The organism is Mangrovitalea sediminis, from assembly GCF_002514725.1.
Classification (GTDB): domain Bacteria; phylum Pseudomonadota; class Gammaproteobacteria; order Pseudomonadales; family Oleiphilaceae; genus Mangrovitalea; species Mangrovitalea sediminis.
The window spans coordinates 421,023-442,784 of record NZ_NTLB01000004.1 but is presented as its reverse complement, the minus strand read 5'-3'; the positions used below and the strand labels follow the sequence as shown (position 1 = coordinate 442,784).

The window sequence follows — 21,762 nt, the reverse complement described above, 5'->3', positions numbered from 1 at the left end:
ATGGCATCAGCGCAGTCCGGTTATAGAGGGAGTGATAGGTTTTTGTGAAATTAAAATAATAAGTATCAATGTATTAAATGATATGTCGTTGGCGATGAAATGATGGCGTTCGTCTCCTTGCTGTGCTCCGCGGCATCAAGTCCATTAACAGTTGATGCCCCGCGAAAATCCCGATAGGGTGCTGTGAATGGATTTTGGTATTACCAAAATAAAGAAAGGTGACGCTGTAAGGCAACTGACGGTCGTCTGACGTCAGATATCGCAGATCGAGGTGGTCCGTGCTGTTATGAATAACGCGTCTGAGCTACCGGGTTATCCGGCATTTCTGGATGATTTGAGGAGTTTCCTGTCGCAGGATCAGGTCATTGAGGATTATCCCCGTCGGTTGGCGTACGGCACCGACGCCAGCTTCTACCGCCTGGTTCCGCGTTTGGTGGTTAAGGTGAGCTGCGAGGACGAGGTGGTGCGTATCCTGGACAGCGCTCATCAGTGGCAGATCCCGATCACCTTCCGCGCGGGTGGAACCAGTCTCTCTGGACAGGCGATCACCGATGCGGTGTTGGTCAAGCTCGATCAGCATTGGACTGGGCATGAAGTGCTCGACGCCGGCCAGCGTATTCGTTTGCAGCCGGGACTGACCGGCGCTCAGGCCAATCGGCATCTGGCCCCCTTTGCCCGCAAGATCGGTCCTGACCCGGCGTCCATCGACTCCGCCATGATCGGTGGCATTGCCGCAAACAACGCCAGTGGCATGTGTTGCGGCACGGATCAGAACAGCTATCGGACTTTGGCAGGCATGCGCCTGGTTCTGCATGATGGCTATGTATTGGATACCGGCGATGCCCAGAGCCGCGAACGCTTTTTCCGCGAAAAGACAGGACTTTGCCGGGGGCTTGCCGAATTGGGTGCGAGGGTGCGGGCGGATGCCGTTCTATCCGCCCGCATTCGGGAGAAGTTCCGCATCAAGAATACGACCGGCTACAGCCTCAACGCCTTGCTCGACTATGAGGACCCGATCGATATCCTGCAGCACCTGTTGATCGGCTCGGAGGGCACACTTGGGTTTATCTCTGAGATTACCTACCACACGGTGCACGATCACCCCCATAAGGCGACGGCCCTGGTGTTCTATCCGGACGTGCACAAAGCCTGCAGAATGGTGGAAGCGGTGCGGGATGCTGCGGTGTCTGCCGCCGAACTGATCGATCGGGCCAGTCTGCGATCGATCGAAGACCGAAGCGATGTCGGTGTCGATCTGCGCACGCTGCCTGCGGGTACTGCTGCGCTGCTGGTGGAGACCCGTGCGGCCGAGGCCAGCCTGCTCGAACAGCAGATGGAGGATCTTCGGGGTCTGCTTTCAGCCGGCGATCCGTTGTTCCCGGTCAGTTTTTCCACCGATGCCCGCCGCAATGCGGCCCTGTGGGGAATCCGCAAGGGACTGTTTCCCGCCCTTGGGCATATTCGCGAGAAGGGCACGACGGTCATCATCGAAGATGTGGCCTTTCCTTTGGCGCGTCTGGCTGATGCTATCGTCGAACTGCAGCAGCTGTTCAAGGCCCATGGCTATGACGAGGCGATTATCTTCGGCCATGCCTTGGCCGGAAATGTGCATTTCGTCTTTACCCAGAATTTTGACGACCCCGCTGAAGTCGATCGCTACGCCGGTTTTATGCAGGCTGTCGCGGATCTGGTGGTGGATCGTTATGACGGCTCTCTGAAGGCGGAGCATGGCACGGGACGGAATATGGCTCCCTTTGTCGAAAAGGAATGGGGACGTCAGGCCACGCAACTGATGCGGGAGCTGAAAAGCCTGCTGGACCCGCTGAATATTCTCAATCCGGGTGTTCTGTTGACCGATGACGCCCGCCTCCATCTGAAGAACCTGAAACCGATGCCGGCTGCCCATGAGGTGATCGACAAATGCATCGAGTGCGGTTTCTGCGAGGTGGCCTGTCCGTCGAAAAACCTCAGTATCACGCCCCGGCAGCGCATCGTGCTGTGGCGGGAAATCAATCGCCTGATGCGAGATGGCGGCGAAAGGTCGACGCTGCGGAAGCTGCAAAAGGCGTTCGACTACCTGGGGGACCGGACCTGTGCGACCGATGGTCTCTGCGCCACGCGCTGTCCGGTCGATATCGACACCGGAAAGCTGATCAAGTCGCTGCGGCAGACGTCCCACAGTCCCCTGGCCGAATGGGTGGCGGTACGTTTTGCCCATCATATGGGAGCCCTGAGTCGACTGTTTGCCTTCGGGCTGACGATGACGCGATTTGGGCGTCGCCTCCTGGGGGATTATGCGATGCAGCGGGTATCGACCATCCTGCGAAGCGTCAGCCTTGGGCGTTTTCCGGCATGGACGCCTGCGCTGCCTGCGGCTGCGGGGTTCGAGCCTGTTCGCTGGATGTCTGAGCCGGCGTTGCCGAAAGTCGTGTATCTGCCCAGCTGCGCGGCCCGGACCTTCGGTGCGCCAACAGCCTGCGATGCGGCCTCACCGACCTCGGAAAACCTTCCGGACGTTGTCGCCCGGGTACTCCGTCGGGCCGGTTTTGCCGTCGTGTACCCGGAAGGGCTGAAGGATCTCTGCTGTGGCAAAAGTTTCGAGGGCAAGGGGTTTGTCGAGGCTGAACGTGAGGCGCAATCCCGTCTCGCCACGGCACTGGAGCGAGCCAGCGATGGCGGTCGTCACCCGATTCTGTGCGACACCAGTCCCTGCCTGAAGCTGATGCGGGAAACCCTGCCGTCGTATCTGCAACTGTACGAGCCGATCGTTTTTGCGGAGCGTTTCCTGATCGATAAGCTGCCGATCCAGCCGAAGGCTGAGCCGATACTGCTTCATCTCACCTGCAGTGCTCGCAAGATGGGATTGAACGAGAACTTCCTGAAGGTCGTTCGTCGCTGCGCTGTGCAGGTTGTTGTGCCACCAGATGTGGGATGTTGTGGTTTTGCCGGGGACAAGGGCTTCTTTACGCCGGAACTTAACGAGTCGGCGCTGGAGACGCTGACACCGGCGCTCGTCGGCAACTGCAGCCAGGGGTACTCAACGAACCTGACTTGCGAGATCGGTCTGTCCAGTCATACGGGGGTACCCTACCGTTCGTTGTTTTATCTGCTGGACGAAGTCAGTCAGACACCCCGCGTGACGGAAGCTGTGCCGATGGAACTGAAACGGGGCTAGAATGCGCCACTCCCGGAAAAAGACAGGTGCCCATGTTCAAGGAAATCAAACAACAGAAAATATCGGCCCTGATCGTCGATCAGATCAAGGATGTGATCCGCGACGGCAAGTTGCAACCGGGGGATCGCCTGCCCAGTGAACGGCAACTGGCCGCCCAGTTGGGGGTCAGCCGTCCTCCGGTGCGTGATGCGATCAAGGAGTTGATCTTTACCGGCTACCTGGAGACCCGGGGTAATGGCAACTATATCAAGTCGATCACCGGGGCTTTGCTGCCTAATACCCTGAAGGATCAGGTCAGCCAGTCGGTGCGGGCGTTCCGGGAGTTGGCGGAATTACGCGAGTTGCTGGAAGGCTGGGCCGCTGCGAAAGCGGCGCTTAACCATACGCCGGAACAGATCGCGCATCTTGGGGATATCGTCCATGGCATGGAAACCAGTAAGAGTCGTGAGCGCATCACCTCACTGGATCTGGATTTTCACCGCACTGTGGCGGAAATGGTGGGCAATACGCTCTACCTGCACCAGATCATCTCCATCAGCAGCATTATGATTCCCATCATTTCCCAGTACCGGGAAAAGATTCTGCTCTCTGACGAGCAGTTCAAACTGTTGCAAAAGCATCACCGCGATATCTACGAAGCCATCCGCAGCCGGGATCCGGAGCGGGCGCGTGAGGCTATGGAGACCCATATCGGCATTACCAAGGGATTGAATCCGGTGGAAGGGTTGCGGAGTGAAAGCGATGTCGCGATATCGGTCGAGACGGCTGAAGATCCGTCGGGATGATGGGGTTGCCTGGCGTGTTCGGGCGATCGAGGCCTCCTTTTGAACGCGATAGCCCCTATTTAGTTCTATGATTGCCCTCCGGCTGCTAGAGTCGGGCCATCACTCTCCGATGAGCGTACTGTTGTTCCTGTCATGATCGAATACCGCACCGCTGCCTTCTGGCGTGTGACCCTGGCGCTCTGTCTCGGGTCCTTTATGATCTTCGCCAATCTCTATGTCCCGCAACCGCTGTTGCCGATGCTGGGGCACTCCTTTGGCGTTTCCACGCTAATGGCGGGCTGGAGCCTGACTATCGGCACGCTGACATTGGGGTTATCGCTTCTGTTCTACGGAAGTCTATCGGACAGTGTCGGTCGGCGTTGGCCGATGTTGATCAGCATGACAGGGGCAACCCTCATCACCCTGATGCTGGGATTCATCCACCACTATCCCTCGTTGTTGCTATTGCGGGCTCTGCAGGGCTTTTGCCTGGGCGGTTTGCCGGCGATCGCGATTGCTTACATGGGGGATGAGTTTTCCCCCACAGCCCTGACCGCCGCTGTCGGTTTTTACATCAGCGCCAACACCCTGGGTGGGATCGGCGGCAGGCTGATCGGGGGCTTTGTCGGCGAGAGTCTGGGGTGGGCCTGGGCGTTCCGGGTAATGGCAATGATCAGCATCGTCTGCATGGTGATATTCGTGAGCCTGTTACCGAAATCCCAGCACTTCAATGCGCAGCCACTGAACATGAAGGTGATGGCCAGGAATCTGCTGGGACACCTGTCAAACCCGATTCTGATCGTGGCTTACCTGATCGGCGGGTTCAACTTTTTCATCTTCATCAATCAGTACAGCTATGTGACGTTCCTGTTATCGGGACCGCCGCACCAGTTGCCGGCAAGCCTCATTGGCCTGCTGTTCCTGACCTACCTGAGCGGCACGCTGGCGTCGGCCCTGTCTGGCCGTATTGCGCGGTATCTGCCGCAGCCCTGGGTGATGGCGCTGGGCATTCTGGTGTTCATGGCCGGTTCGCTGGTGACGTTGTTGCCCTGGTTACCGACCATCGTGCTGGGGTTTCTCCTCAACGCCTTTGGCTTCTTCCTGACCCACTCGACCAATAGCGGCTGGGTCAGTCGTCAGGCGCCACATTCGCGGGCAAGTGCCTCATCCCTGTATCTGGTGTTCTATTACGTCGGGGCAAGCACCGGCAGCCTCTATCTGGATCCTTTCTGGCATTGGGCGGGATGGGACGGCGTGATAGGCGCATCCCTGCTGGTGCTGGCCGGTACCTTGAGCCTTTCCCTGTGGCTTGCCTGGTCACCGCGACCGGATTTACAGGAGGCGAGGGCCATTCATCGTTAAGGGTTCATCGACGGGGGATGGCGTGTCGGCGGACAAATCGCCACAATACGTTCCAGTTCGCGGTGGACCGGCTGAAAACCGTTTTCGGCCCTTGGCAGCAGCACGATGCTTCCCCGTCGTATCCTGTTGCACCGGACCGCAACCCACATGACAGGTAGGAGACCTTCGCATGACGAGTCGTACCGTTTCGCTTCCCCGCTTCCCTCTTCGCCTGCCGCCCGGTGGTCGCGTTGGTTTGCTGATGTTGTTGACCCTGTTCCTTTCCGGCTGCGGCATCAACAACATTCCGGCCTATGACGAGCAGGTTAAGGCAGCCTGGGCTCAGGTGCAGAACCAGTATCAGCGCCGCGCAGACCTGATCCCCAACCTGGTGGCGACGGTCAAAGGCTATGCCGCACATGAGAAGGATACGCTGGAAGCCGTGGTACAGGCGCGGGCCAAGGTGGGTTCGGTCCAGGTGGATGAGCGGACCATCAACGATCCCAAGAAGATGAAGCAGTTCGAACAAGCCCAGGCCCAATTGACAGGCGCGCTGAGCCGCCTGATGGTGGTGGTCGAACGCTATCCGGATCTCAAGGCCAATCAGAACTTCCTGGCGCTACAGTCGCAATTGGAGGGCACGGAAAACCGCATCGCTATTGCCCGTCGTGACTACATTCTGGCAGTACAGAAGTACAACACCGAAATCCGGACTTTCCCCGGCCGAATCTGGCATAGCCTGCTATACAGCGATATGAAGCCTCACGAATCGTTCCAGGCGACGGCGCCGAATGCGGAACAGGCGCCACAGGTGAAGTTCTGATGGCGGTTCGGGTGTGGGCGTTTGCGCTGTTGATGCTGACGGCGCCGTGGAGCGTCGCGGCCCCACAGTTCCCTGCACTGACGGGGCCCGTCGTGGATGACGCCCATATGCTCAGTGCCCAGGCGCAGCAGCAGCTGTCGGCCGAATTGCGGGCGTTTGAGCAGAAGACGACGAATCAGCTGGTTGTGGTGACACTGCCCGATTTGCAGGGTTACACCATCGAGGACTTTGGCTACCAGTTGGGGCGTCATTGGGGTATCGGGCAGAAAGAAAAAAATAACGGTGTGCTGCTGATTGTGGCCAAGAAGGAGCGCAAAGTGCGCATCGAGGTGGGCTATGGGCTTGAGGGCCAGCTCACGGATGCACTTTCCTCTCGTATCATTCAGGGGATTATCCTGCCGGATTTCCGCAAGGGGCAGGTCAGCCAGGGGATTGTCGATGGCGCCGGCGCGATTATCGCGCTGCTTCAGGGGGACGCGACCGCGATCCCCAAAGCTCGCGACCGAAATCCACCGAGCCGTAACCTGTTTTCCCTCATCTTTGTCATCGTGATCGGCATCATGGTCTTCGGCAGCTTTTTCGGGGGCGGTGGTGGCGGCTTCGGCCGACGCCGAGGGGGGTTCTGGTACGGCGGTTTTGGCGGTCCGGGCGGTGGATTCGGTGGTGGCCTCGGCGGCGGAGGCGGATTCTCCGGCGGTGGCGGCGGATTTGGAGGCGGCGGCGCCTCGGGAGGTTGGTAGTGAAACGACTGACGGAACAGGATAAACAGCGTGTCGCGGATGCCATTGCCGCTGTCGAGAAAGACACCGACGCTGAGCTGGTGACGGTGCTCGCTCACCATGCCGACGACTATACCTGGGTCTCCACATTATGGGCGGCCATGATCGCGCTGGTGGTTCCCGGCTTGGCCAGTCTCGGCCCCTGGTGGCTTAGTGGCCATGATTGGCTGCTGTTGCAGTGGGTGCTGTTTGTGCTGCTGGCAGTGCTGTTTCGCTGGCAGCCGATCTATCGCCGCCTGGTGCCGAAGGCGGTAAGGTTTCGGCGTGCGGCAGCGCTTGCGCGGATACAGTTTCTGGCGCAACAGCTACATCATACGAAGGGGGACACCGGCGTCCTGATCTTTGTTTCGGAGGCGGAGCGCTATGTGGAAATCCTCGCCGACCGGGGCATCAATCGGTTTGTCACGCCGGAAGACTGGCAAAGCATCGTGGATAATTTCACCCGGCAGGTGAAGCGGGGGGAGACGTTACAGGGTTTTCTCGACTGCATCGGACGTACGGGGGAATTGCTGAAGACCCACGTACCTGCCACAGAGTCAAAAAACGAATTGCCCAATCACCTCGTCATTCTTTGACGTCCATCGGCCGGACCTGTGCTCCGGCCGATGGTTTCCCTTTATTTCTTGTAAAGCGCCGCAATCATTTTGGCGATTTCGGCGGATTGCTTGTCTGTCGCCATATTGCCCGGCATTGGGATAGAGCCCCAGGTTCCGGAGCCGCCTTTGTGGATGCGGTCGGTCAGCATCTGGATTTCCTTGGGATTACCGGCGAATTTTTTCGATACGTCGATCCAGGCCGGACCGATTTTCTTCTGCTCGATACCGTGGCAGCCCATGCAGGACAGCCCTTTACTGTTGATGTATGACTTCAGTTGCTGCGCCACTGCGGGATCTGTCGCAGCACTGGCGAGGCTGGTGGTCAGGCCCAATAGGGCGCCTGTCAGAAAGGTGGCGAGAATTCCATTGCAATGTTTCACGTCGACTGACTCCTTAAAGATGGCCGATGACAGGCTTTTTTCGTTGTAATGTGCAATAAATCATAACAACAAGATAACCGTGAACGGCATCCGTCAGTATTGATTTCTATCAACTACCGTCATCAGAGCGCTTATTGATCCGTCTCAAAGTGCATGACCTTCACTCATGCGAACCTATCGTGCAGGCTTGAGCGTCGCCTTACGGTTGCATAAGGTGAGGCTGATTCAGGTTGTAACGTCCGCAGTGGAGTGAAGGAGAAATTCCCATGACGACGACACTGAAATGGGTAGTGCAGGTGCTGATGAGCTGTCTTTTGGCGCTGGTGGCGACGGGATGCACCATGACGCCGGGTCCCAATAGTTTTACCCCTGGCGAAGCGATGAGCATGGGGCAGGTGACGCCAGCCACGGTATTGGAGGTTCGCAAGGTCAAGATCCGCTCCAATGCGTCGACGACCTCAGCGGGATCGTTGGCCGGTGCGGTTGTCGGTGGTGTTGCCGGCCACTCGGTGGGCGGTGGCAACGGCCAGGCCTTAATGACGGTCGGCGGGGTCATTCTTGGTTCGATTCTGGGGCGTAACGCGGAAAATGCCGCGTCGGCCCAGGATGCCCTGCAGGTCATCATGCGAACCCAGGATGGACGCACCATTTCGGTGGTGCAGCCTTTGGGGGTCAATCTCTACCAGGGGCAAGCGGTCTGGTTGACGCGTTATCAGACCGAAACCGGTGAACGTTACCGGGTGGAACCGAGATCGTCCGGTAATTAAGCGGGCGGCCGTGGGGGAGGCTCCGGCTCTCCCCCCTATCGCCATTTCCTCAGAGGCAGTGGCTGCCTCCGATTTTTCCGTCTAAGCTCATGCGCTGATATTTTCGGGGCTTTGGCTCCGATATGCCCTTTCCGTTTTATTCCGGCTTTCCTGACTAACACCGACACCTGCAGCCTAAGGATATAGGGATTTGCTAAGTCGTTGTAATCTGTCCGGCTGTCGGGTTTTTCCGTCATTGCGACGAGTCATAAGAATAATGATCAGCGTTGGGGAGTTTTGAATGTTCCATTCGGAGAAGCTGTTTCGCCATTGGTTCGATCGTATTGTTCAGCAGACGTCTGAGACCGTGCGCGTGCCGGATTGGTTGCACCCGGTATCGAACTATGTATCGAACAAGTTGAACGATGACTTACGTCTCGCGGATCGCGTCGTTCAATGTGCTGTGGTTCTCACACCTTTTGGGCGTCGTGTCCTGGATTTTCAGGAACAGCTCAATGCTGTGGTCGATGAAACCCAGTCGCTGTCGGCGGCGACGGAAGAAATGGCGGCCACTGCGGGCGAAATTGGTGCGCTGGGAAAAGATGTATTGACGCAGGCAGAGCGTTCGCGAGATCAGGCTTCGGCCGGGAAGCAGTTGCTGGACGCCCTGATGGGCCGACTCGGCCGTATTGGCGAGACGGTCAGCCAGGCCGGCGGACAGGTGAGCGACTTTGTCGAGAAGACCCGCAACATCAGTCAACTGACGTCGACCGTCAACGAAATCGCGGAGCAAACCAATCTGTTGGCCTTGAATGCGGCCATTGAAGCGGCGCGAGCGGGTGAACATGGTCGCGGCTTTGCCGTTGTTGCTGATGAGGTGAGGGGGTTGGCTGCCCGCAGTGCGGCGGCGGCCGCCGAGATCGAGAAAATCGTTTCCGATATCGTCAACGGCGCCCAGGCCATCGATAGCCTGGTAAAAGAAGCGGTTGGGGAATTACAGGCGTCCGTTAACGGGCGGGATGAAGTGGAGCACAGCTTCGAGCAGGCCCGCGACGCGGCTGATGCGAACGTTCGGGCTACGGTGCAAATCGCCAATGCTGCCGATCAGCAGTCGGCTGTCGCGCAGGATATGTCGGAACGAGTGCTGCGGACATCGGATGGTGCCCAGAAACTGAATGGGATCTTCGCTGACATCTCCCGGTCGATTGCGGACCTGCGCGAGGCGCAGGGGGATATCGTCAAGGCTTTCCCGCCGGATAATCCTCGCATGTTGCTCACCCTGGCCAAGAACGACCATATCGTCTGGGTCGACAAGATCGTCCGCTATGCGCTCTACGGCGAGCGAACGCTGACGGCTGCGGAACTGCATGACCATACCCAGTGCCGGTTGGGTAAGTTCCTCGACAGTGCGCAAGGGCAGGCCTATCGCTCACATCCCCAATTCAATCGACTCTACCGGGATCTGCACCCCAAAATTCATGCGACGGGCGCGGCGATCTTCCGCTCGACCACAAATAGCCGTGCGGAGGGGAATGGGGCATTGAAGGCGAAAATGGATGAGCTATTGGCACTGTCAGTGCAGGTTGTGGCCGTGCTGGATGAACTCAAGTCTGGTGCTGTGCCCGGGTAACGCCAGCACCGGGTGCTTCGGGGGAATCGCCGTTCCCGGAGCACCTTTGTTGGTTTTTGACATGAACAAAGGTTCATTCTGGTGCATCATAGGCCGGTTTGCGCAGCAGTGGTGCGGGCTATCCGTTATCCCCGCAGACTGTCTGTCGCGCGCATCTGCGCGTTTTCCCGGCCTTTGCGGCGTTAAAAACGCGATTCGTGACGGTGCATCTGTGTGTAAAATCGATGTTGGCATCGAATCTGTCAGTGTTGGCACCGAATATGTATAGGTAAGGGGATGATTTGATTATCCCATCCGTTGCGATCTGGCCAACCGGATAAAGTTTCATAAGAGCGAGAGAATAGGATCGAAGCGGACGATGAATGTGACAGCGGACGAAAAGGGTGGCGCCAACGCCCGCACGCAGCCGCGGCTGGAGTTGTATGGTATTACCAAGGCGTTTCCCGGTGTGGTGGCGAACGCCGACGTTTCCCTCAGTGTGCATCCCGGCGAAATTCACGCGCTGTTGGGTGAAAACGGTGCTGGTAAAAGCACCCTGATGAAAATGATCTACGGCCTGTTGGCGCCCGATTCCGGTAGCCTGATGTGGGATGGTCGCGAGATCCGGATCGAAGGGCCCATGCAGGCGCGCGCGCTGGGGATGGGGATGGTGCAGCAGCACTTTGCCCTGCTGGAAAGTCTGACTGTCGCCGAGAACCTGGCCTTGACGCTGAACCGCCATGGCCGCTGGGACCCGAACCGTATTGCCGCGCGCATTGAGGATGCGGAGCGGGAATACGGTCTTAAAGTGCATGCTCGACGGCCGGTTCATCGCCTGTCCGTGGGCGAACGCCAGCGCGTCGAGATCCTTCGCTGCCTGCTGCAGGAAGAGCCGTTGAAGTTGCTGATTCTCGACGAACCGACGGCAGTGCTGACCCCTCAGGAGATTGAGGGCCTTTTCGCGATCTTACGCCGTCTGGCCGCGGATGGGCTGAGTATTTTGTTCGTCAGTCATAAGCTCGAGGAAGTACGTGGACTCTGTGATCGCGTGACGGTGTTACGTTCAGGGCGTGTCGTGGCGCGCCGTGATACGGCCGATGTCTCCGTCGAGGATCTCGCTGCATTGATGGTGGGCGATGCGCCTCCGCCATTACGTGAACGAAAGCCCGTTGCATTGGAGGCACGGGTTCGCATGGCGGTGTCCAGTCTCAGTCAGTCGACGCTCGACCCTCACGGTACGGCATTGCAATCGGTGAATTTCGAACTGCGCCAGGGCGAAATCCTGGGGCTGGCCGGGGTGTCCGGCAACGGTCAGCAGGAACTGATGGCCGCGTTGGTGGGAGAGCGGTCTTCTCCGCCGGAGGCCATCCTGATAGACGGCCAGGCGGTCGGCAAGTTGAATGTCCGTGCCCGGCGTAAGCTCGGTTTGCGTTATGTCCCTGAGGAGCGACTGGGGAAGGGGGCTGTGCCGGAGCTTTCCCTGATCGACAACGTCCTGTTAACGCGCTGGGCCAAAGCCATGCAGTGGGGGTTGTTGCGTCTCGGGCAGGCTCGGGCTGCGGCACAATCGCTATGCGACCGGCATGACGTCCGGCATCCTGGCGTGGCATCGCCAGCGGCGTCACTGTCCGGTGGCAACCTGCAAAAATTCATTATGGGCCGGGAGCTGGATGAGGCACCCGAAATCCTGATCGTGGCGCAACCCACTTGGGGAGTTGACGTTGCAGCGGCGCGTCGCATTCAGGACGGCCTGCTGGCGCTGCGCGAACGCGGTTCCGCCTTGCTGGTGATTTCCGATGATCTGGACGAGTTGTTGTTGCTGTCCGATCGTATCGCCGTCATGAGTGGAGGGCGGGTGTCTCCGGTGTGTCCGGTGGCGTCGGTCGACCGCGCCGAACTCGGTCAGTGGATGGGCGGTAACGTCTCCGGTTGGGAGGCATTCGGCGATGCCGCTTAGACTTCAGCGCCGTGCCCGTCCGTCCTTCGCCATGCGTCTCGGTGCCCCGCTGCTGGCGGTGCTGGTGGCAGCCGTGATTGCCTGCGGTTTGCTGGCGGCTTCCGGTAAGGCGCCTCTCGATGGCTTCTATGCATTGTTCCTGGCCCCGTTGACCCAGGCGTCCGGTTGGGCTGACGTGCTGACCAAGAGTGCCCCCTTGGCCTTGATCGGCGCCGGACTGGTGGTGGCGTTCCGTTCCCGGGTTTGGAATATCGGAGCCCAGGGTCAGTATATCGCCGGCGCTGTCCTGGGCAGTGCGCTCGTTGTGCATATGCCGGAATCCAGTGCCGGTTGGCTGTTGCCCAGTATGATAGTGCTCGGCGTTATCGGAGGGCTGCTCTATGCAGCGATTCCGGCTTTCCTGAGCACCCGCTTTAATGCCAACGTGATTCTGACCAGCCTGATGTTCGATTATGTCGCCCTCGCCGGGTTGCATTATCTGACCTTCGGCCCCTGGCGGGATCCGTCGAGTTACGGCTTTCCCGGCTCGGTGAGCTTTCAGGATGCGGCGTCCCTGCCGGTAATATGGGCGCATACCCAATTCGGTCTGGGGGCGGTATTCGCCTTCCTGGCAGCTCCGCTGATCTGGATTTTACTGCGCAGTACGCTGTTTGGTTTCCAGGTTCGGGTGTCGGCCAGTGACGAAGCTTCGACTTATGCCGGTTTCAGTCGTCCGCGTGTCGTCTGGATGGCTCTGCTACTGAGCGGTGCCCTGGCCGGTCTGGCGGGGTTGATGCAGGTTGCCGGTCCGATTAACCAGTTGCGTCCTGATATTTATTCGGAAGTGGGTTTCTCCGCCATCATTGTCGCCTATCTCGGACAGCTCAATCCCCTGGGTGTGTTACCTGCCGCGTTGCTGGTCGGTCTGTTTTCGGTCGGCGCCAACAATGCGCAGATCACCCTTGGCCTATCGTCGTCGCTGGGGCAGTTGCTGCAGGGTGTCCTGCTGTTCACGTTGCTCGCCAGCAATGTCCTGGTGAATTACCGGTTGGCGAAGGTGTCCTCATGAATAACGCCGTTTGGATTTCGTTGCTGGCGGGCGTGGTCGTTGCCGCCACACCCTTGCTGCTGGCGGCTGCGGGCGAGCTTGTGTGCGAGCGGGCAGGTCTGCTGAACCTCGGTGTCGAAGGCATGATGGCCGTGGGTGCGGTCTGTGGTTTTATTGCGGCCTTTACCTCTGGAAATGCTTATCTGGGGCTGCTGGCCGGGCTTGTGGCCGGCCTGCTCTGTGGGCTGCTGTTTGCCTGGCTAACCGTCCAGTTGATGGCTGATCAGGTTGCCACGGGGCTGGCGCTGACCATCTTGGGCCATGGACTGAGTGGCTTCATTGGCCATGGTTACGCCGGCGACTCGATTACCGGGCTACCGGCACTGCCACTGCCAGGTTTGTCGGATTTGCCGGTGCTGGGACCGATCCTGTTCCAGCATACTCTGCCGGTTTATGTGGCGCTGGCCCTGGTGTTTGGCGTGCATTGGTTCCTGAGCCGCACCCGTGCAGGGCTGACGTTAAGGAGTGTTGGCGAAGACCCGAAGGTATCCTATAGCCTGGGCTTGCGGGTGAACGCGACCCGCTATGCGGCGGCTGCGTTCGGTGGTGCCATGGCGGGCTTCGCGGGCGCTTTCCTGTCGACTTCCTATACGCCGATGTGGGCGGAGGGCATGGTGGCAGGGCAGGGCTGGATCGCCGTGGGACTCGTGGTCTTTGCGACCTGGCGCCCGTTGCGGCTGCTGGTCGGCGCCTGGCTGTTCGCCGGTGTTGGGATCGGACAGCTATTTTCCCAGGCGGCTGGTCTGGACCTGAATACCTATCTGCTGTCTGCGCTGCCGTATCTTGCCGTAGTGGTGGCGTTGGTGTTGATTTCGCGCGATCCGCTGCGCATCCGGCTGAATACGCCGGCATCACTGGGGCGGCCATTCCGGGCTGAAACCTGAGTTCACTTTAAGCCTATGACTGACATCCGAGGAGAATAACGAAGATGAGCACGCGTCGCGATTTCCTGAAAACGGCTGCGGGACTGGCTGCTGCCAGTGCAATGGGTGGCCTGCCGATGAGCGCCATGGCGGCTGATGGCTACTACAAGATCCCGTTGAAGAAGCCGCTGAAGATCGGTTTCGTCTATATCGACCCTATCGGTAACATCGGCTGGTCCTATCAGCATGAACTGGGCCGCAAGCACATGCAGGAAGTGCTGGGTGACCAGGTGCAGTCCGTTGCCGTCGAGAATGTCGCCGATGCGCGTGCCGAAGCGGTTTTCCGCCAGTTGGCCAGTAGCGGTCATCAACTGATCTTCACCACCTCGTTCAGTTTCATGAATCCGACCCTCAAGGTGGCGAAGGAATTCCCCAATGTGATTTTCGAGCAGGCTACCGGGTTCAAGACCGCGCCCAACATGGGCAACTACAATGGCCGCTTCTATGAAGCCCAGTACCTTTCCGGCCTGGTGGCCGGAGCCATGACCAAGAGCAACAAGATCGGTTTCATCCTGCCGTTCCCGATTCCGGAGGTCTATCGTGTGGTCGATGCCTTCACTATCGGCCTGCATGAGACCAACCCCAAGGCGACGGTCAGCACCGTGTGGGTCAATACCTGGTACGATCCGGGCAAGGAGCGTGAAGCGGCGCAGACCCTGGTGGCGTCGGGTGTTGACGTCATCGCCACCCATACCGATTCGCCTGCGCCGATGCAGGTGGCGGAAAGCCATGGTATTTACGCCATTGCCCAAGACTCCAACCAGATCAAGTACGGGCCGAAAGCACAGCTGACCGGGGTTATCGACAACTGGGGCCCTTATTACGTCGAAACTGCTCGTCGTGTGTTGGAAGGCCGCTGGAAGCCGGAATCCACCTGGGGTGGCCTGAAGTCGGGTATTGTGCAGTTGGCGCCCCTAAGCCCGGCAGTTCCCAAGGACATCGCTGATCTGGTTATGAAACGTAAGGCTGAGATCGAAAATGGTACTTTCAACATTTTCACCGGTCCATTGTATGATCAGTCGGGCAAACTCAAAGTTCCCGCCGGTAAATCACTGAGCGAAGGTGAGCTGTTGGGGTTGCAATGGTTTGTGAAAGGGGTGGAAGGAAAAGCCAGTTGATGACGGAATCCCGGGATGCGGCCATCTCCGACATGCGTGCGCTGATTGCGCGCATGCCGAAGGTTGAACTGCATCTGCATATCGAAGGCACGCTCGAACCTGAGCAGTTATTCGCCTTCGCCCGGCGTAATGGGGTGGTGTTAAGCCACCCCAGCGTTGAGGCGTTGCGGGAGGCTTATCGCTTTCATAACCTGCAGTCTTTCCTGGACCTTTACTATCAGGGTACGGCGGTTCTGCAGACCGAGCGTGATTTCTACGAACTGACGATGGCCTATCTCGAGAGGGTGGCGGCGCAGAACGTGGTGCACACCGAGATTTTTTTCGATCCCCAGAGTCATACACATCGCGGCATCGCTATGGGCACTGTCGTCGATGGCATTACCCGAGCGTTGAAGGAAGGCGAACAGCGTCTTGGAATCAGTTCAAAACTGATTCTGAGTTTCCTCCGTCACCTGGATGAGGAGGACGCTTTCGTAACGCTCCGGCAGGCCCAACCCTATCTCGACCGTATCGCCGCTGTTGGCCTTGACTCCAGCGAAGTCGGTCATCCGCCCTCCAAGTTCGAGCGCGTTTTTGCTGCCGCCCGTGAGCTTGGACTGCCGGCTGTCGCGCACGCCGGTGAAGAAGGTCCGCCAGAGTACATTATGGAAGCCCTGGAGCGGTTGCAGGTCATGCGTATCGATCATGGCGTGCGTGTCGTCGAATGTCCCGGTTTGGTGGCGCGATTGGTGGAAGAAGCTATCCCGCTGACCGTGTGTCCGCTGTCCAACACGCGTCTCCGTGTGTTCCCGGACATGAAGTCTCATACCCTGAAGCAGATGATGGATTACGGGCTGAAGGTGACCATCAACTCTGACGATCCTGCTTATTTTGGTGGGTATATGACTGAGAACTTCCTGGCGGTACAGGACGCGTTCGGTTTTGACCGTCAGACGTTGTTGACTCTGGGGCTCAACGCTGTCGAAGCGTCGTTGTTAGGCCCCGACGAAAAAGCTCGAATCGCCGAACGGATGAGAGCGGCTGTCGAGCAGTGATGGCGTAGTTATCTCGTAGTTATCTCGTAGTTATCGCGTAGTTATTGCATAGTTATCGCGCGATCGATGGTTTTGCACCCTGTGCCCTAAATGAGTCTGGTCCGGATAATCCGCAACATTGTCCAAGATATTCCCGCCCCGCAGCGTTACCTTTACCAAGGAACCTCTGATTAAGTCGATGCGTCATTCTGGCTTTACAGGAATCAGGCAGTAAAGCCGCTTTGGAGGCGAGGCGTGAAGCAGGACAGCCAGTTTCGTTTTATCAAAAGCGAGCACGTTCAGGGCTTGACCCTGCTGCAGGCAACCATGAGCGATTTCAGCTATGACCGGCACGCTCATGGGGAATACTGTTTTGGCGTCACACTGACTGGCCGGCAGGATTTCTTCGGCCTGGGCGCCTATCACCGCAGCCCACCCGGCAATGTGATCCAGTTCAATCCGGGTGACGTGCACGACGGCCATTCGGGCGGCGATGAGCCGTTGCATTACGTCATGCTTTACATCGATCCGGAACAGCTAGAACCACTCTTCGCTGATGCCGCCGGCCTCTCAAGTGCCCAGGGTTTTCGCGTTAGCGAAACACTCCTGCCCGACCCGGTTATGCGCCAGCACATTCTGGATCTGGTGCGATTGATCATGCTCAACGTTGGCAGCAACATCGAGCAGGAGTACGCCCTCTATCGTATCGCGGTCCGCGCGCAGCAACGGGAAGGTAAGTTCGATCCCAACGGACTTGTTCGCGAGGCCGACAGGTTGTTGTGGCGAGGCCGTGATTTCATTCACGACCATGTCAGCAGCGACATCTCACTGGAAGATATCAGCCAAGCCGCCAGCCTCTCAAAATATCACTTCCTCAGGCTGTTCCGACGCCAGTTCGGCATTACTCCCCACCAGTACGTGCTCAGTTGCCGCGTCAATGCCGCCCGCCGGGAACTGGATGCCGGGGTACCACTGAACGATGTGGTCTACCGATACGGTTTCGCCGACCTCAGCCACTTTAACCGCCGTTTCAAACGTATCTACGCGATGACGCCCAAGCAGTATCAGGAAAGCGTCGCCCGTTAACCAAGGACTCCTACCGTGCTTGCGATATTTGCCTATGCCATAGGTATGATGTACACGCCCGGGCCTATCAATCTGATCGGCCTGAATTCGGGTATTAATGGGCAATTGCGGTCCTCGGTCGGCTTCTTTCTCGGCGTCGGGCTGGCCATGCTGATTCTGCTGCTGGGCTTCGGCTGGATCGGTACGGAGTGGGTACAAGGCGACGGCTTGGTGCTGATCAGCGCTATCGGCTGCCTCTATATCGGCTATCTGGCGGTAAAAATCTTCGCTGCAAGCATCCATTTGAATACCAACGGCGACACCACCCCTAAACTGGGCTTTCGGGACGGCCTGCTGATGCAACTGATGAACCCGAAGGGCACCATCGCCACCCTGCCCATCGCCGCCATTCAATTCCCAGCGGCCGGCATTCACGGTATGAGCCTGGTGATGTGGTCGGCGGTGATCGCTGTCATGGCGGTGGGCGCTCCCGGCAGCTATTGCCTGATGGGACATGTTGTCGGCCGACGGATTGCCAACCCGATCATCTTTCGCTGGTTCAACGGGGCGATGGCGATCTTGCTGCTCTATGTCGCAGCGATCATCGCCTACCAGCATGTCTATTTGCCGCTAATACTCCGATAAACAGGAGCGTATCCTGACTCGACCATCTCAAGCAGCGGTCTTGCTGCCGTCCACCGCCTAAACAGCCCGATGAACGAACGCCGCGTCATCACCCGTCAGGAAGGCCGCCGCACTGGCGATATCGGACGGTACTCCCAACTCCGGTGCCATATTAATCAAGCTCGCCCGACCGCTTTGACGCCATAATCCGCTTTTTTCTTTATCCGAGATGACCTCGGCGCGGCTTTCTTCCTTCAATGCGTCGTTTGACAGTCATTCGCTTGGTAACGGTTCCAGTCGTGCTTGTAGGCACGTCGGTAACTTTTGCGCAGCCGCTGTCGACACTTGTTGGAGTGCTTTATTTTTAACTATATGATTTTTAAATGAATTAAAGAGTATTGGGGTGTGCTGGAACATTGGGGAACTGCACCGGTGAGCTTCACTTGTCGTTAAATTTTACAATGTTTTGCGGTTAGGTTGTCTTTTTGAATATATGCAATTTGCATCTTATTGTTTGTAGAAGGGAAAAGTCATGGAATGGCGGGTTGGTTTGATTCGTGCAGGGCGCCTGTGTGAGGGACTTTACACACAAAATTATGGATCAATCTCAATATGTTATCCGTCAGGGAGAATTAGGGATGAAGCAATTTACAAAGGTATCATCTTTAGCTGCCGCTATCTGCGCGGTGCTGCTCACAGCGCCGGTGCAAGCGACGATAATCGTCAACCAGACTACCAATAGCGCTACCTTGGGCGGAGCTTTGCAAGGTAGTGGTGTGACGATCGATTCTGCAACGGTGGTGAATGGTTCTGCCGTTCAGTTTGGTACCTACACCAACTTCACCGCACCGCCGGTGACCTTTGGCGACGGGATCGTGATGTCGACCGGCAACGCTGTCGATACCGCGGGGCCGGCCAGTTCCTCGAATGTCCCCAGTACCAATTTGCAGCAGTCGGGAACCGCAGAGTTCGATGCTTATGGCCCCGGGCACATTACCAACTTTAGCGACTCCAATGATGTGGCTGCTTTAAAGGTGGATTTCACCCTGGCTTCCGATAGTGCCGTCTCCTTCGACTTCATCTTCGGGTCCATTGAATATCCTCAATATGTCAACAGCTTCACAGATGCGTTCCTCGCATTTCTCGACGGCACGAGCGCCAGCGATCAGGTTGTCTTTGACAGCAATAACAAGGCCGTACAGGTAGGGAGCAGCTTCGCATCGTTGTTGACCACGTCCGATGTCAACACGGCTTTCGGCGACCCCCATGGCTTGATCATGTCGCTGACGACAACGACACAGATATTGAGTGCCGGCAGCCACACGCTGCTGTTCGAGGTCGGCGATGTGAATGATCACATCCTCGACAGTGCGGTTTTCCTGTCGAACCTCCGCACCAACATCGGGGGGCCGGGCACAGAACCCTCAGAGGTCCCGGAGCCTGGATCTCTGGCGTTACTGGGGCTGGGTATTGCCACTCTGACCGCTGTCCGTCGGCGTAAGGCGAGCTGAAAGCGCATTTTCTGGGGCGATGGCCCGACCAGGATGGTCGGGCTTTTTTTTGGGGGGGGATCGTCGCGAATGAGACGCCACTCGGTGTAACAACACCCCATGACTGACCAACGGCGATACGACACCCGGAAGCTAAACTCGGAGTTTGCCTGCTGCCATGCGGCGCAATGCCCTTCGGTTATTGCGCCCTACCGATGGAGCAAGCGCTAACCTCCAGGTATGACAAGGGGGTATCGGGGCAGCGACCTCTCTTTGAAATCAAAGCCGCTTTTCCCGGTAAAGTGCGATGAACCTCTTTTTTTGGGATTATCCCTGGCATGGAGGGGCGGACGGCTCGGAGGATATTGCTGGGAAGCGGTCTGCAATCGTCAGCCCAAAACGATTTTGTCAGGTTCTGACTGCTCCCCCTGAACATCGGTGTCGATGGAGCATACCCGGTTCCGGCCGGTCTGTTTGGCCACATACAGTTGACGGTCGGCCGCCTGAATCAGGGTCTCGAGATCGACATTGCCGAACTGTCTGTGGGAGACCCCGAAACTGGCCGTCAGGGTGAGTGTGTGGCCGTTATCCACCAAGGATTTCGACTTGATGTTCGTCCGCAGCCTGTTAGCGACATAGATCGCGTCCTTTAGGGCCGTTTCCGGCAGGAAAAGGACAAACTCTTCTCCGCCCCAGCGCGCGAGGATATCGCCGGCTCGCGCCGTGTGGCGAAGTTCCTCGCTGATGAGTTTAAGCATCCGGTCGCCCGCTGAATGACCATAGGTGTCATTCAGCTGCTTGAAGTGATCCAGGTCCAGCATGATGACGGAGATGTGTCGCTGGTTGCGAATGCCTGCATTCCACACCGAAGTCGCCAGTTCGTTAAAGCCCCGACGGTTGTTGAGCCCGGTCAGCGGGTCGATCCGGGCCAATTGTTCCGCCCGGTTTTTCTGTTCGACGCTGACCCGGAACTGGTCTGCCAGTGCCAGGGCAAGCAGGACCGCTTCGAACATAGTGCCGATCTCGGCGGCGCGATACCCCCACTCAGTATAGGGAACCAGGCCCCAGACGGTGACGGCTGTCACGCTCGCGCCGATGACGCCAGCCAGTGCAGCGATCAGGAAATACTTTGCGTAGGTCAGTCCGGCCCGCCAGGACACGAGGCCCAAAACGACCATCAGCAAGGAAAAGTACAGGATAAAAGTGAACGCCAGAAGGAGACCGGTTACGCGATCCCCCCATAGTCCCGCCCAGGTTTCGACTGCCACGGGAAGCGCGACACTGGCGACCACGAAACGATGCAGTCGTGGCAAATGGCGGGGCGTATCGAGAAACGACATGGCGAAGATCAGCGCACAGGCGCCATAAACCACCATCAGAACCGGGTTTGCCCATTGCTGCCAGGCTGGGTTCTGTGGCCATAGCCACCAATACCCGTGCCCGGTGTAGGAAAGGTTGGCGACGATAAAGCTGGACAGGTATAGCGAATAGAAGGCATATCGCCAGATCTTCAGGCGCAGGAATAGAATGAAGTTGTAGGCGAGTAGCGCCACCAGCGCACCATAGACAACACCGTAGGTATAGGCTTCGAGGGTCGTTTCCGTGGCGTCCTGCTTGTCTGTGCGAATTTCGACGGGGAGCGACATGGGATCGGGTGTCTGGACCCGCATAAAGACCGTCGTGATACCTGGCGCAAAGGCATAGGTCGTATCGAGATAACGCGATGTGACGGGACGTTGGTCAAAGAGCAGTTGATCGCCTAGCCGTTGGTGCACCAAGTCCTTGCGGGGCGAGAGGAAGTAAAAATCGATGAGGTCGATCCAGGAGGTATTGACGGTAATGTGTCGTGGCAGATCTTCGCTGGAGGTATTGCTGACCTGAAAGGCCAGCCAGGTCGGCGGCGCACCGATACCGAAATTCATGGCACTTCGATATTCAGGGTGGAAGCGACCGGCCTTGAAGGCGGCTTCCGCTTCTCTGAGGTCTATCGGGCCGGCCTTCTCCTGCAGATAGGCTATGTGCGTACCGATTGGCAGGGTGCTTTCTGCAGACAGGTCCACGGGTGTTAGCGCCAGGGCGTCGTTGCAAAGCGCAAGCAAGCCCGACACAAGGAGGAAAAGGAGCCAAACAGGTTTCATAGGTCGGGGCACTAACTCGCAGCTTAGTAACGACCCGCAGCCGCGGGTGGGCGCCTGCCTCCTGGCGGTGGTGTCTTCCGAGTCCTGAGAGTATAGCCCGAATGCCGGTGTCCGGCGCGGTCACGTTGATTGTA

Annotated in this window: 18 protein-coding genes; 16 read left to right on the top strand and 2 right to left on the bottom strand. The window is 58.0% G+C overall.

The genetic code is table 11. The features are described from left to right. Positions 1-286 precede the first annotated feature (286 nt). From CLR77_RS11900 to CLR77_RS11875, 6 genes are all read left to right on the top strand, one after another. The gene (locus CLR77_RS11900) at positions 287-3,175 is read left to right on the top strand and encodes an FAD-binding and (Fe-S)-binding domain-containing protein (protein WP_097460860.1); all 2,889 of its coding nucleotides are present in this window, start codon (positions 287-289) and stop codon (positions 3,173-3,175) included. A gap of 32 nt (positions 3,176-3,207) precedes the next feature. Then, positions 3,208-3,960 (top strand): FadR/GntR family transcriptional regulator, encoded by a 753-nt coding sequence (locus tag CLR77_RS11895; RefSeq protein ID WP_097460859.1) that lies wholly within the window; start codon positions 3,208-3,210, stop codon positions 3,958-3,960. A gap of 132 nt (positions 3,961-4,092) precedes the next feature. Beyond that, positions 4,093-5,301, top strand: a complete 1,209-nt coding sequence (locus CLR77_RS11890; protein ID WP_097460858.1) for an MFS transporter — start codon at positions 4,093-4,095, stop codon at positions 5,299-5,301. Positions 5,302-5,542: 241 nt separating this feature from the next. Then, entirely contained in the window at positions 5,543-6,103 is a 561-nt protein-coding gene (locus CLR77_RS11885; RefSeq protein ID WP_227519909.1) for a LemA family protein, read from the top strand. Continuing rightward, on the top strand, positions 6,100-6,843 hold the full coding sequence (locus CLR77_RS11880) for a TPM domain-containing protein (protein ID WP_406564955.1): 744 nt from the start codon (positions 6,100-6,102) through the stop codon (positions 6,841-6,843). The genes CLR77_RS11885 and CLR77_RS11880 overlap by 4 nt, the downstream gene beginning before the upstream one ends. Further along, the gene (locus tag CLR77_RS11875) at positions 6,843-7,457 is read left to right on the top strand and encodes a TPM domain-containing protein (protein WP_097460855.1); all 615 of its coding nucleotides are present in this window, start codon (positions 6,843-6,845) and stop codon (positions 7,455-7,457) included. The genes CLR77_RS11880 and CLR77_RS11875 overlap by 1 nt, the downstream gene beginning before the upstream one ends. Before the next feature lie 41 nt (positions 7,458-7,498). Here CLR77_RS11875 and CLR77_RS11870 read toward each other — a convergent pair whose 3' ends face one another. Next, positions 7,499-7,858, bottom strand: a complete 360-nt coding sequence (locus CLR77_RS11870) for a c-type cytochrome (RefSeq protein WP_097460854.1) — start codon at positions 7,856-7,858, stop codon at positions 7,499-7,501. Between the two features lie 266 nt (positions 7,859-8,124). On the opposite strand from CLR77_RS11870, the gene CLR77_RS11865 reads away from it, so the two are divergent. The 10 genes from CLR77_RS11865 (at position 8,125) to CLR77_RS11815 (ending at position 19,511) form a co-directional block, all read left to right on the top strand. Further along, entirely contained in the window at positions 8,125-8,625 is a 501-nt protein-coding gene (locus CLR77_RS11865; RefSeq protein ID WP_097460853.1) for an outer membrane lipoprotein, read from the top strand. A gap of 280 nt (positions 8,626-8,905) precedes the next feature. Then, complete coding sequence (locus CLR77_RS11860; RefSeq protein ID WP_097460852.1) at positions 8,906-10,234, top strand: methyl-accepting chemotaxis protein; 1,329 nt, start codon at positions 8,906-8,908, stop codon at positions 10,232-10,234. A gap of 358 nt (positions 10,235-10,592) precedes the next feature. Further along, positions 10,593-12,170: an ABC transporter ATP-binding protein gene (locus CLR77_RS11855; RefSeq protein WP_097460851.1), complete on the top strand. Its 1,578-nt coding sequence runs from the start codon at positions 10,593-10,595 to the stop codon at positions 12,168-12,170. Then, positions 12,160-13,218 (top strand): ABC transporter permease, encoded by a 1,059-nt coding sequence (locus CLR77_RS11850; protein WP_097460850.1) that lies wholly within the window; start codon positions 12,160-12,162, stop codon positions 13,216-13,218. Before CLR77_RS11855 ends, CLR77_RS11850 begins: the two co-directional genes overlap by 11 nt. Further along, positions 13,215-14,141 carry an ABC transporter permease gene (locus CLR77_RS11845; RefSeq protein ID WP_097460849.1) on the top strand — a complete coding sequence of 309 codons (927 nt, stop codon included), beginning with the start codon at positions 13,215-13,217 and terminating at the stop codon, positions 14,139-14,141. Before CLR77_RS11850 ends, CLR77_RS11845 begins: the two co-directional genes overlap by 4 nt. Positions 14,142-14,185: 44 nt before the next feature. Beyond that, on the top strand, positions 14,186-15,298 hold the full coding sequence (locus CLR77_RS11840) for a BMP family ABC transporter substrate-binding protein (protein WP_097460848.1): 1,113 nt from the start codon (positions 14,186-14,188) through the stop codon (positions 15,296-15,298). Between the two features lie 32 nt (positions 15,299-15,330). After that, the gene (locus CLR77_RS11835; protein ID WP_097461013.1) at positions 15,331-16,332 is read left to right on the top strand and encodes an adenosine deaminase; all 1,002 of its coding nucleotides are present in this window, start codon (positions 15,331-15,333) and stop codon (positions 16,330-16,332) included. A 234-nt stretch (positions 16,333-16,566) separates the two neighbouring features. After that, the gene (locus tag CLR77_RS11830; protein WP_097460847.1) at positions 16,567-17,397 is read left to right on the top strand and encodes a helix-turn-helix transcriptional regulator; all 831 of its coding nucleotides are present in this window, start codon (positions 16,567-16,569) and stop codon (positions 17,395-17,397) included. Positions 17,398-17,412: 15 nt separating this feature from the next. Next, positions 17,413-18,021 (top strand): LysE family translocator, encoded by a 609-nt coding sequence (locus tag CLR77_RS11825; RefSeq protein WP_097460846.1) that lies wholly within the window; start codon positions 17,413-17,415, stop codon positions 18,019-18,021. 617 nt (positions 18,022-18,638) lie between these two features. After that, the gene (locus CLR77_RS11815) at positions 18,639-19,511 is read left to right on the top strand and encodes a choice-of-anchor L family PEP-CTERM protein (protein ID WP_158227186.1); all 873 of its coding nucleotides are present in this window, start codon (positions 18,639-18,641) and stop codon (positions 19,509-19,511) included. A gap of 368 nt (positions 19,512-19,879) precedes the next feature. On the opposite strand, the gene CLR77_RS11810 is transcribed toward CLR77_RS11815, so the two are convergent. Further along, positions 19,880-21,628, bottom strand: coding sequence for a sensor domain-containing diguanylate cyclase (locus CLR77_RS11810; RefSeq protein ID WP_097460843.1), 1,749 nt, complete (start codon positions 21,626-21,628; stop codon positions 19,880-19,882). Positions 21,629-21,762: the final 134 nt, after the last annotated feature.

Bases quoted from the DNA above. Each gene is read 5' to 3' on its own strand.
- CLR77_RS11900 (WP_097460860.1), top strand. From the start codon at position 287: ATGAATAACGCGTCTGAGCTACCGGGTTATCCGGCATTTCTGGATGAT.
- CLR77_RS11895 (WP_097460859.1), top strand. From the start codon at position 3,208: ATGTTCAAGGAAATCAAACAACAGAAAATATCGGCCCTGATCGTCGAT.
- CLR77_RS11890 (WP_097460858.1), top strand. From the start codon at position 4,093: ATGATCGAATACCGCACCGCTGCCTTCTGGCGTGTGACCCTGGCGCTC.
- CLR77_RS11885 (WP_227519909.1), top strand. From the start codon at position 5,543: ATGTTGTTGACCCTGTTCCTTTCCGGCTGCGGCATCAACAACATTCCG.
- CLR77_RS11865 (WP_097460853.1), top strand. From the start codon at position 8,125: ATGACGACGACACTGAAATGGGTAGTGCAGGTGCTGATGAGCTGTCTT.
- CLR77_RS11860 (WP_097460852.1), top strand. From the start codon at position 8,906: ATGTTCCATTCGGAGAAGCTGTTTCGCCATTGGTTCGATCGTATTGTT.
- CLR77_RS11855 (WP_097460851.1), top strand. From the start codon at position 10,593: ATGAATGTGACAGCGGACGAAAAGGGTGGCGCCAACGCCCGCACGCAG.
- CLR77_RS11850 (WP_097460850.1), top strand. From the start codon at position 12,160: ATGCCGCTTAGACTTCAGCGCCGTGCCCGTCCGTCCTTCGCCATGCGT.
- CLR77_RS11845 (WP_097460849.1), top strand. From the start codon at position 13,215: ATGAATAACGCCGTTTGGATTTCGTTGCTGGCGGGCGTGGTCGTTGCC.
- CLR77_RS11840 (WP_097460848.1), top strand. From the start codon at position 14,186: ATGAGCACGCGTCGCGATTTCCTGAAAACGGCTGCGGGACTGGCTGCT.
- CLR77_RS11835 (WP_097461013.1), top strand. From the start codon at position 15,331: ATGCGTGCGCTGATTGCGCGCATGCCGAAGGTTGAACTGCATCTGCAT.
- CLR77_RS11815 (WP_158227186.1), top strand. From the start codon at position 18,639: ATGAAGCAATTTACAAAGGTATCATCTTTAGCTGCCGCTATCTGCGCG.
- CLR77_RS11810 (WP_097460843.1), bottom strand. From the start codon at position 21,628: ATGAAACCTGTTTGGCTCCTTTTCCTCCTTGTGTCGGGCTTGCTTGCG.